Annotated in this window: 11 protein-coding genes and 2 pseudogenes; 3 read left to right on the forward strand and 10 right to left on the reverse strand. The window is 70.5% G+C overall.

From position 1 onward, the window contains the following. Window positions 1–692 (forward strand): annotated as a pseudogene (locus tag ACK4FB_RS14595) (hypothetical protein); the annotation flags it as partial. Window positions 693–963: 271 nt separating this feature from the next. Here ACK4FB_RS14595 and ACK4FB_RS14600 read toward each other — a convergent pair. Then, window positions 964–1,215 carry a FliM/FliN family flagellar motor switch protein gene (locus ACK4FB_RS14600; RefSeq protein ID WP_409753878.1) on the reverse strand — a complete coding sequence of 84 codons (252 nt, stop codon included), beginning with the start codon at window positions 1,213–1,215 and terminating at the stop codon, window positions 964–966. A 73-nt stretch (window positions 1,216–1,288) separates the two neighbouring features. Here ACK4FB_RS14600 and lipB point away from each other — a divergent pair, with 73 nt between their 5' ends. After that, complete coding sequence (lipB, locus tag ACK4FB_RS14605) at window positions 1,289–2,029, forward strand: lipoyl(octanoyl) transferase LipB (RefSeq protein ID WP_409753881.1); 741 nt, start codon at window positions 1,289–1,291, stop codon at window positions 2,027–2,029. Here the strand turns inward: lipB and ACK4FB_RS14610 are convergent. From ACK4FB_RS14610 to ACK4FB_RS14635, 6 genes are read right to left on the reverse strand one after another with little or no spacing between them, the layout of a single operon-like run. Continuing rightward, complete coding sequence (locus ACK4FB_RS14610) at window positions 2,005–2,538, reverse strand: DUF805 domain-containing protein (RefSeq protein ID WP_409753884.1); 534 nt, start codon at window positions 2,536–2,538, stop codon at window positions 2,005–2,007. The two genes, lipB and ACK4FB_RS14610, sit on opposite strands and share 25 nt — an antisense overlap. A 55-nt stretch (window positions 2,539–2,593) precedes the next feature. Then, entirely contained in the window at window positions 2,594–3,136 is a 543-nt protein-coding gene (locus ACK4FB_RS14615) for a hypothetical protein (protein ID WP_409753887.1), read from the reverse strand. 53 nt (window positions 3,137–3,189) lie between these two features. Further along, entirely contained in the window at window positions 3,190–3,882 is a 693-nt protein-coding gene (locus ACK4FB_RS14620; protein WP_409753890.1) for an HAD-IA family hydrolase, read from the reverse strand. Beyond that, window positions 3,879–5,573, reverse strand: coding sequence for a putative 2OG-Fe(II) oxygenase (locus tag ACK4FB_RS14625; protein WP_409753893.1), 1,695 nt, complete (start codon window positions 5,571–5,573; stop codon window positions 3,879–3,881). The genes ACK4FB_RS14620 and ACK4FB_RS14625 overlap by 4 nt, the downstream gene beginning before the upstream one ends. Next, the gene (locus ACK4FB_RS14630) at window positions 5,570–6,565 is read right to left on the reverse strand and encodes an RluA family pseudouridine synthase (RefSeq protein WP_409753896.1); all 996 of its coding nucleotides are present in this window, start codon (window positions 6,563–6,565) and stop codon (window positions 5,570–5,572) included. The genes ACK4FB_RS14625 and ACK4FB_RS14630 overlap by 4 nt, the downstream gene beginning before the upstream one ends. A gap of 57 nt (window positions 6,566–6,622) precedes the next feature. Beyond that, window positions 6,623–7,351, reverse strand: a complete 729-nt coding sequence (locus tag ACK4FB_RS14635) for a hypothetical protein (protein WP_409753899.1) — start codon at window positions 7,349–7,351, stop codon at window positions 6,623–6,625. Between the two features lie 47 nt (window positions 7,352–7,398). Here ACK4FB_RS14635 and ACK4FB_RS14640 point away from each other — a divergent pair, with 47 nt between their 5' ends. Then, the gene (locus tag ACK4FB_RS14640) at window positions 7,399–7,839 is read left to right on the forward strand and encodes a DUF2214 family protein (RefSeq protein ID WP_409753902.1); all 441 of its coding nucleotides are present in this window, start codon (window positions 7,399–7,401) and stop codon (window positions 7,837–7,839) included. Here ACK4FB_RS14640 and ACK4FB_RS14645 read toward each other — a convergent pair. From ACK4FB_RS14645 to ACK4FB_RS14655, 3 genes and pseudogenes are all read right to left on the reverse strand, one after another. Next, a complete protein-coding gene (locus tag ACK4FB_RS14645; protein ID WP_409753905.1) occupies window positions 7,836–8,600 on the reverse strand; it encodes an ABC transporter ATP-binding protein in 765 nt (254 codons plus the stop codon). The two genes, ACK4FB_RS14640 and ACK4FB_RS14645, sit on opposite strands and share 4 nt — an antisense overlap. Then, on the reverse strand, window positions 8,597–9,580 hold the full coding sequence (locus ACK4FB_RS14650) for a FecCD family ABC transporter permease (protein ID WP_409753908.1): 984 nt from the start codon (window positions 9,578–9,580) through the stop codon (window positions 8,597–8,599). Before ACK4FB_RS14650 ends, ACK4FB_RS14645 begins: the two co-directional genes overlap by 4 nt. Further along, window positions 9,577–9,757, reverse strand: a pseudogene (locus ACK4FB_RS14655) (ABC transporter substrate-binding protein); the annotation flags it as partial. The pseudogene ACK4FB_RS14655 and the gene ACK4FB_RS14650, both read right to left, overlap by 4 nt.

The raw sequence follows: 9,757 nt of genomic DNA on the forward strand, positions 1-9,757 counted from the left end.
CGAAGATCGAAGGCTGGCGCCGCGCCGACCAGCCCGCCCCCTTCATCGCCCCGGATCCGGCGCCCATGGCAGACCCTGCAAACGCATCGCCCTCACAGGACACCCCCCTTGTCACCCCGGACGCGCCGACAGGCGCGATCCGGGACCAGCCCCTCACCACCCTGGAGATGGTCGACAAATGCTGGGCCATGCTTCAGGCCGCCGTGGCCGCCGGCCAGCTGATCCAGGCCCGCGGCTGGCTGCGCCTATACCGTGAGCTCAAGCCGCTGGTGCCCTTCACCGAGATCGAGGCCCGCGAAGCCGAAAAGGCCGCCCCCGCACAGACCCTTGCACCCCCGTTGCACTGTTTTTCCGCCCCGGAGTCGCACACGCCCGAACCGGCGCCAGAGCCAGAGCCCGCGCCGCCGCCCGCGCCCGAACCGGACCCCACCGGCGATCTGGTGCGCCTCACCACCCGGCTGGCCGCCGTCGCCCGCCAGGCGGAAAAGGCCGCCCTCCAGCCGGACCTTGCACCCCCGTTGCACTGTTTTTCGGACCCGGAGTGCAACCCCGCCGACGACCTCACCCGCCTCGTCGCCGAGCTGAACGCCCTCTCCGGCAAGGCCGAACGCGCCATCGCCGACGAGGCCCTTGCACTCCGGTTGCACTGTTTTTCGGGCGCGCAGGGCAATGACGCCGGCCCCGCCCCCTGACCCGCCTTGTCATCCCGGAAGCGCCGTCAGGCGCTATCCGGGACGGGACGATCCGCCCCCTCTATCCGCTCACCCCGGCGAAGGCCGGGGTCCAGATCATAGGGCTGGATGGCTGGACTTGCGGGCGCGTCTCAAGTCCTGGCCGCTTCGCCCGCCATCTGGATCCCGGCCTTCGCCGGGATGAGCGGGGAGTGTGTGGCTGCGTCCCGGCTCTTCCCCCGGAACAGGTCCGGGGTCCGGCCGGGATGACAAGGAGCGTGGGCACAGGCCCCTACGCCGCGCCGGCCATATAGTCGTACAGGTCCGCCGGCCGGGTCACGGTGATGGCGATGCGGTCGTCGTTGATGGTGATCGCGCCGCGCGCCACCGGGTGGTTGTTGGCCAGGATCCACACCTCGTCGTGCTCACCGGCGTCCAGCGGAATCACCGCGCCGCGGCCCATGCGCAACAGCTGCGCCATGGGCAGCACGGAGCGACCGAGCACCACGGAGATCTCGACATTTACGGATTCGATCTGACTCATCGGGTGTACTGACGCGGTTACCGGGGTGGTCTGGTCTTGCATGGCTGCCCCCTGCCGCCACATTGGACCGATCATGCTTTCCCAGCCGTTAAGTTTCCCGCCCGATCTGGCCCGTCTGCGCCGCGACGACGGGCGGCCGGTCCAGTGGGTTACAGCCCCTGCCCCCGTCCCCTATGAGGAGGCCACAGCCTTCATGGAGGAGCGGGTGGCCGCCATCCACGCGGGCGAGGCGAAGGAGATGATCTGGCTGCTGGAGCATCCGCCCCTCTACACCGGCGGGGTCTCGGCGAAGTCGGACGACCTGATCGACGCCCGCTTCCCGGTGTTCCAGACCGGGCGCGGCGGCCAGTACACCTACCACGGCCCCGGCCAGCGGGTGGCCTATGTGATGCTGGACCTGAACCAGCGCGGCCGCGACGTGCGCGCCTTCGTGCGCGGCCTCGAGCAATGGATCATCGGCGCCCTGGCCGCCTTCAACGTGGAGGCTGACGTGCGCGAGGGCCGTGTTGGGGTCTGGGTCGAGCGCCGCTTCGTCGGCGACGACGGGTCGCCTCAAAGCCGCGAGGACAAGATCGCCGCCATCGGCGTCAAGGTGCGCCGCTGGGTCAGCTTCCACGGCATCAGCCTGAACGTGGAGCCGGACCTGACCCACTTCGACGGCATCGTCCCCTGCGGCATCCGCGAACACGGCGTCACCAGCCTCGCCGACCTGGGCCTGATCGCCGGCATGGACGACGCCGACGCCGCCCTGAAGGCCAGCTTCGAGCGGGTGTTCGGGCCGGTTGAAAATCAATCGGCCGGGGGCGAGACGTAGTTGTTCTGACCAACACCCTTGGGGGACTGGCCATAGCGGTTGGGGCCAGGCGTCCCGTCGAGGAAGCCAAGGGTGACGAGGAGCCAAAATCCGATGATGAGGTACACCGAAGTGAAGACATGCTTGGCGATATCCAGGGTGGAGAACGGAGGCGCCATCGGCGACATCATCAAATCCGGTGCGATGAGCATGGCTATCCCATCGGCAATAGCCAAGGGGGCTGACACAAGCACCAGCCAGCCGCTCTTGTCGCGGTCATGCGCACGCCTCATCGACAATGCTGTCAAAGGCCAAAGAAAGACCAAGAGCACACCAAGACTGACCGCGGCCTCACCTTGCGAAAGGCTCGGATCAAGTAGCGACGGCCATGCGCCGAAGATCATCTTGCTGAGCAGAGCCCAAAGCGAGGTCTGTATGACGGCAAGACCAATCCAGATCAACCACCAGTCCCGTCGCCGTGTGCGCCCATCAAAGCTCACGAGCGCCTTCAATGCATTGTGTTTGGCCATCGCTACCCCCGTCTCGCGATTGGAGTATCAATCAGGCTCGGTCAAGCTTGAGACGTCAGCCCCGGCGAGGCGTGAACCAGCTCGGCGCGGCGGGCGGCGCGCAGTTGCGCTGCATGCCCATGCCCTTCAGGAACGCCCGGCGCTGACGCCCGGCCTGGATGGCGGACTGCACCTGCTGGCTGTGCTGCTCGGCGCCCGTCAGCCGCCGGACCCAGCTGCGCAGGGGGATGAAGTCGGTGGCGGTGTCCCGGATGGCCGCCAAGGTCGCGTCGGCGGCGGCGTCCGCGGCCTGTTCGCTGGCCAGCGAACCGTCCTGGGGCGTGGGCTCGTCAAGGTCCGGCCCAAGGGCGTCGTCCAGCCGCCGGACCTCGGCGGCGATGGTCGGGCACCGGTCCAGATTGCGCATGTCGTAGGGTGCGGACTGGGCCTGCAGCAGCACCGTGGGAATGGCGTCGCGGCGCAGGTTCAGGTCTTCCAGCGGCGCCGTGGCGGCCTCGGCGAAGCCTTCCCGCACGGTGCCCACCCCCTCGCCTGCTGAACGGGCCGCCGCGCAGGCGCCCAGGGTCAGGGCGGACAGACAGATCGCGGAAACGGTCAAGGTTTTCATCATGGGCATGTAACGCATTTCCCGCCAGTTGGTTGTGGGAATCGTCAGGCCGCCCCGCGTGAATCCGAAAACCGGCCAAGCACCTGTTCCAGTTCGGGAAAATCCTGCGCCACATGGGCCGCCCCCGACGCCAGCACTTCGTCCGCCGTATGAAAGCCCCAGGCCACCCCCTGCGGCCGGACCCCGGCGTTCAAGGCCATGCGCATGTCGTGGCTGGTGTCGCCGATCATCACCGTCCGCTCCGGCGCCCCGCCGCAGACCACCATGGCGCGGATCAGCATGGCCGGATCCGGCTTGCCCGGCCCGTCGTCGGCGCAGTGGCTGCTCAGGAACAGGTCCCCCCAGCCCGCCCGCGCCAGGTTCCGCTCCACCCCTCGCCGCGACTGGCCCGTGGCCAGCGACAGCCGCCACCCGTCCCGCCTCAGCCGGTCCAGCAGGTCCGTCGCCCCTGCATACAGCGGCTCCTCGAAGCCGGGCCGCTCATGCATGGCCCGGAACGCGCCCTGATAGGCCGCCACGAACTCGGCCAGTTCGGCGTCGGTCAGACCCGGCCCAAGCACCCGCAGCGCCTCGTGCAGGGACAGGCCCACCACCTGCCGCACCGCGTCATAGCCCGGCTCGGGCAGGCCCACGGCGCGGCAGGCCGTCACCGCCGCCTCCAGGATTGCCGCCCGGCTGTCCACCAGGGTCCCGTCGATATCGAACACCGCCAGCGGCGCATCGCCCGCCGTCCTCATGCCGGGACCACGTCGAAGGCGATGGTCAGCCGGGTCTGGTCCCCGGAGAACGGCACGGTCCCATGCCACATATAGGAGGGAAACAGGGCCAGCAGGCCCGGCTCAGGCTTGATGTAGTGCTGCGCCTCAAGGGGCGGCGCGGTGGGAACGCCGGGCCGCCCGAACCGGATCCAGCCCTCCCGCCCTGGCCCCTCGATCGCGTCCGGCAGGGCGATATAGCAGGCCGACGACAGCCAGCCGTCCGGATGCAGGTGGTCCGCGTGAAATCCGTCGGGCTGCAGGTGCACCGACCACGCTCCCTTGATGCGATAGGCGCCGGTGTTGCGGCGGCGCAGGGGATCGTCCCCCTGTCCCAGCATCGCCATGTGCCGCCGGATGGGGCCGTCGATGGCCCTGAAGAAGGCCCGCACCGTAGGCTCTTCGCTGACCAGCAGGTCCATGCTCGTCTGGGTTCCGTGCCGCAGCGACTGGTCCAGAGGGTGGGTCTTCAGGCGATGCAGGCCGCGAAGCGTCCGGGCGAGATCGGCCAGATAGCTGTCCAGATCCGGCCAGCCATCGGGCGTGTCGATGCGCCAGCCCCGCACCACCGCCTCATAGTCATACAGCTGCGCCAGCCGCGGATCCTCCAGCAACCGCCAGAGGGTGGCCTGAAAGGCCAGCAGGTTCTGGTCCAGCGGCTTCCGGTCCAGCATGGCCTCCACCAGCGGCTGTGCCTCCCGCGCCGCCCCAGCGGCCAGCAGCGCCTCGACCAGCCCGCGTCGCGCCTCCTCCATGTCCAGGGAAAGGGCCACGGCGGTCCGTGCATGCGCCAGAGCCTTGTCAGGGTCGAAGGTCACCGCCGCCCGCGACGCCGCCAGATGCCCCGCCGCATCGGTCAGCGGCCCGGCTGTCATGGCCGCATAGGCGCCGCGCGGATCGCCCGCATAGGTCAACACCTTGGCCTTCAGCGCGCGCAGCAGGCTGACGTCCGGATGCTCGACAATCATCCGGTCGATGCGCTCGCACGCCGCCGCCACGTCCCCTGTCCGCATCCAGACCAGCTGTGCCTGATCCCGCAGGGCGTCCAACGCCAGGGGCCGGCGTTTCAGAACCTCGGCGAAAGCCGCGTCGGCCTCGTCATAGCGAGTCTGTTTCTGCAGGGCGCGGGCCAGGGCCAGCCAGGTCTCGGGCGCATCCCCGCCCCTGCTGAAGGCTGTGCGCGCCGCCTCCTCCGCCCGCTCCGCATGGCCCAGGTCGCCCAGCAGCGCCGCCAGATTGTGGTGAACCACCGGATTGTCGGGCGCCAGCCGCACCTGCCGCTCGCGAACCGCCAGGGCCTCCGCCGTCCGGTCCAGCGCCTGCAGAGCCCGGGCCCGCAGGTCCAGCAAGGCCAGACGCGGGCGCTCCCTCGCCGCAGCGGCCTCGGTGACGGCCAGCAACGCCTCATGCCGTTCCTGGGCCGCCAGCAACCGGCCCAGATCAACCGCGGCATGGGCATGGCCGGGGTTGATCTCCAGGGCGGCGCGCAGCTCCGGCTCCGCCCCTGTCGTGTCCCCGGCGCCGACGAGCGCAGCGCCGTACAGGTGACGGATGTCCGGGTCTCCCGGCGATGTCTGCGCGAGCGGCGCGAGCAGATCGCGGGCCTCGGCGAAACGCCTCTGGTTGAGCAGGGCCGCCCCCTGCTGCGCCCGCATCGCCTGATCGGGCGTCATCGGATGCGCTTGACCCCCGCGAAGGGGTCCTGCTCGGCCTCGTCCTCGGAGAAGCCGAAATGGGCGAAGCCGGCCTTCATCTCCGGGCTCAGCGGCGCCTCGACGATCAGCTTGCCGCCGCCCGGATGATCCAGTTCGATCCGCCGCGCATGCAGTTGCAGCTTCAACGGCCCCGACAGTTCGGTCGAGGCCTCGTCCCCGTATTTGGGATCGCCGAGGATGGGATGGCCCATGGCCTTCATGTGCGCCCGCAACTGGTGGGTCCGGCCGGTGAAGGGCCGCAGCGCCATCCAGCTGGCCCGGTGCGCCGCCCGGCTGATGGTGGCGAAGGCGGTCTCCGCCGGCTCGGCGCCGTGCTCCTTGGGATCGGCGGGGCGCATGATCTCGAAATCGTTGATGCCGGACTTCTTCAGCGCCAGATCGATCTGCCCGGCTCCGGGCTTGGGCGCGCCCATGACGATGGCCCAGTAGGTCTTCTTCGCCTGACGCCGGGCGAAGGCCCCCGCCAGCCGCTTGGCCGCTTCCGGGCCCTTGCCCAGCAGCAGCACCCCGGACGTGTCCCGGTCCAGCCGGTGCACCAGCCGCGGCCGCTCCAGCCCCTCGCCCCAGGCCGACAGCAGCCGGTCCACGTGCTTCGTCGTCTTGGTGCCGCCCTGCACCGCCAGCCCGGCGGGCTTGTTCAGGGCGATCACCATGTCGTCCTCGAACAGCACCAGCGAACGGGCGTAGGCCACGTCCCGGTCGCTCAGGGTCTGCCGCTCGCCCGGCGTCTTCTCCACCGGCTCGGGGATCGGCGGCACCCGCACCGCCGCCCCCGCCGTCAGCCGGTCCTCCGGCTTCACGCGCGATCCATCCACGCGGATCTGGCCCGACCGGGCCATCTTCTGCACCTGCACATGGGACAGGTGCGGCCAGCGCCGCCGGAACCAGCGGTCCAGACGGATGCCGTCCTCGGCCTCCGCCACATACAGGGTCTTCACTTCACGGCTCATGGCCGCCTTATAGGCCGTCAGGGCGCGGGCGCCACGGGGCAGCGTTCAGGAACAGGCTCAATCCTCGCCACGCAGATTGGGAAAGAAGCCGTCGACGCTCGAGAAAATCTCCACATTGATCTCGACGCCGCAGTCCGCAATGGGCCCGCCCTGGTTGCAAGGCGTCCGGGCGGCGGGCGCGGCGCGGCGCGCCTCATATGCCGCCAGTTCCCTTGCGCCCTGCCGTGCGAACCGCGCATCCCGCCGCCGATCGCCGGTTCCGACAATGCGCGGCGCATCTCCGCCAAAGCGCCGGGCGCACCGCTCGCGCTCGTCCGCGTCCAGCAGAGTGGGGTTCGCGCAGCCCAGGCCGCCGGCTTGCAACCTCCGGGCGATCCGGTCGTCCACGCCTGTGGGCCTGACACGCCAGGGGTCGTCCGCACCATCAGCGCTTTCCGGCGCTCCGTCGGTGGCCGCTGCATCCCCCGGCAGGCGGCCCCTGTCCTCTTCCTGCTCATCACGCCCTGTCGCCGCTTCGTCTCCGCCGGTTGCCGGCGCCACATTGTGAACTATCGAAACCGGGCGCGGCGCCATGTCGGCGAAGATGACATAGGACGGCGCTGTATCGGGAACCGCCTGCAGGTTCTGAAAGTCCCGCAGCGCCAGTCCGGCCAGAAGTCCCAGATTCAGCAGCAGAGCCCCTGCAAATACAGCCAGGCGCCAAGCGCTTCCGCTGAACAGCCGAAGGAGGGACGACGAGCGGCGTCTCGCCCCATAATCCGCCGCAACCCGCAGAAATCGTGTCATTGTGCGAACCTGCGCTGTTTGCGGCCGCCCGTGAAGGAGCCTGTACAATGCTGGATCTGATCCTCGCCGTCCTGCATCACATTCTGGTTTTCGGCCTCGTCGCCATGATAACCGCGCAAAGGGTTCTGCTGCGCGTCAGGCCCGTGCCCGTTGAAAGGCTGGCTCGTCTGGACGCAGGGGTCGGCGGCGCCGCCATGCTGGTGCTGATCGTCGGCGTCGGCCGGGTGATCTGGGGCGGCAAGGGGTGGATGTTCTATGAGACGAACCCCTTTTTCTGGGCCAAGATTCTCGTCTTCGGGCTGATCGCCGCCGCCTCGATCGTTCCCACCCTCCGGTTCATCGCCTGGCGTCGCGCCCTCCGGCTCGATCCGGCTTTCCAGCCCGAATCCGCTGATCTGGCCAGGGTTCGCATGGCGCTGAACGTCGAGATCCTTCTGCTGGCGCCCCTGCTGGTCTTCGCCGCCGCCATGGCCCGCTGGCCGTTCTAGACGGCGCCGGCCAGCCGCCAGGTGCTCAGCACCGGCCCCTGCGGAGTCTCCAGCCAGCGGCCGCCGACCCCGAACACAGCTTTCAGCACCCCCGGGGCCAGCGCCTCGCGCGGCGGGCCGTCGGCGGCGACGCGGCCATGATCCATGACCAGGACCCGGTCCGCATAGCGCGCCGCCAGCGACAGGTCGTGCAGGCTGACCAGAACCGCCGCCCCCGCCTCGGCGCGGCCGCGCAGCACCTCCATGACCAGAAGCTGGGCGTCCGGGTCCAGACCTGCCGCCGGCTCATCGGCCATCAGGGCGGGGGCCCCGGTGGCCAGGAACCGCGCGAACAGCACCCGCGCCCGCTCGCCGCCGGACATCTCGGCCACGCCGCGCGCGGCCAGATCGCCCGCATCGATCTCCATCAGGGCCTCCAGAGCCCGATCCCGCGCCTCGCCGCCCGAAAGGAACGGCGCGCCAAGGGCGGCCACCTCCACCGCCGGCATGTTCCAGGCGATGCGGCGATCCTGCGGCAGCCAGGCCGCCCGCCGCGCCCGCTCGCGCGCGCCCAGTTGCGCCAACGCCAGGCCGTCCAGCCGGGCCTCGCCCGCCTCCAGCGGCAACACCCCGGCCAGGGCCCGGATCACGCTGGTCTTGCCCGCGCCGTTGGGCCCGGTCAGGGCCACAACCTCGCCGGGCAGCACGTGCAGATCGACCCCGGACAGGACCGCACGCCCATCCAGCCGCGCCGTGACCCCGCTCAGGGACAGGGCGCTCACAGCCTCCACTCCCGCGCCGCGCGCCAGGCGATCAGGGCGAACAGCGGCGCCCCCACCAGCGCCGTGAACACGCCCAGCTTCAGCTCCTGATCCGTCGGCGTCATCCGCGCCGCCAGGTCCGCCAGCACCAGAATCAGGCCTCCGGTCAGGGCGGCTGGCAGCAACAGGCGCGCCGGATCGCCCCGCACCGCCCGGCGCACCAGATGCGGCGCCGCCAGCCCCACGAATCCGATCACCCCCGCCACCGCAGTAGCGGCCCCGGCCGCCAGCGCCGCCGCGATGAGGGCCGCCGTACGCACCCGTCCCATGGACAGGCCCGAGGCCGCCGCCGTCTCGTCTCCCAAGGTCAGCATGCGCAGACCCGACGACGCGAACGCCGCCAGCACCCCCGAGATCAGCACCAGCGGCGTGACCCAGGCCACGTCCGCCCAGCTGCGGTTCTGCACCGAGCCCAGCAGCCAGCTCATCACCTCGGCCGAGGCGATGGGCGACGGGGACAGGTTGAAGATCAGGGCTGTGGCGGCGCCGGCGAAACTGGACAGGGCCACGCCGAACAGGATCAGGGCTTCGGGCGCACGCACCCTGGCGGCGAAGATCACCAGCGCCGTCCCGGCCAGGCCCGCGCCGATCAGGGCCGCGATCGCCACCGCGCCCGGCACGGCGGCCCCGCCGACCACGATGGCGAAGGCCGCGCCCAGCGCCGCAGCCGCAGAAACCCCCAGCACCCCCGGATCCGCCAGAGGATTGCGCAGCAGTCCCTGCAGCACCGCCCCCGACAGTCCCAGCCCGGCGCCCACCATCAGGGCGCAGACGATGCGCGGCGCCCTGACATTCCAGAGGACCTCCGCCTCCACCGACGTCGGGTCCGAAAACGCCAGCCGGTATTGATCCGCCGTCAAGGCGACCTCGCCCAGGGTCAGGGCGAAACCGACCGCCGCCAGAATGGCCACGGCCAGCAGCAGCGACAATCGCACCGTCATCGGTCGCCTCCCTCCATCGCCAGCCGCTCGGCCGCCTCGGCGGCGAACCAGGCGGGGCAGCCCATCAGGCTTCCCGGCAGGCTGACCACCTCGCGGCGCCCCATCAGCCGTCGCAGCGCCGGATGCCGGCCGGCGCCGCGCCAGTCCGCCCGCATCTGCTCGTAAAAGGCCAGAACG

It is taken from the genome of Brevundimonas sp., from assembly GCF_046299535.1.
In the GTDB taxonomy this organism is placed as follows: Bacteria; Pseudomonadota; Alphaproteobacteria; order Caulobacterales; family Caulobacteraceae; genus Brevundimonas.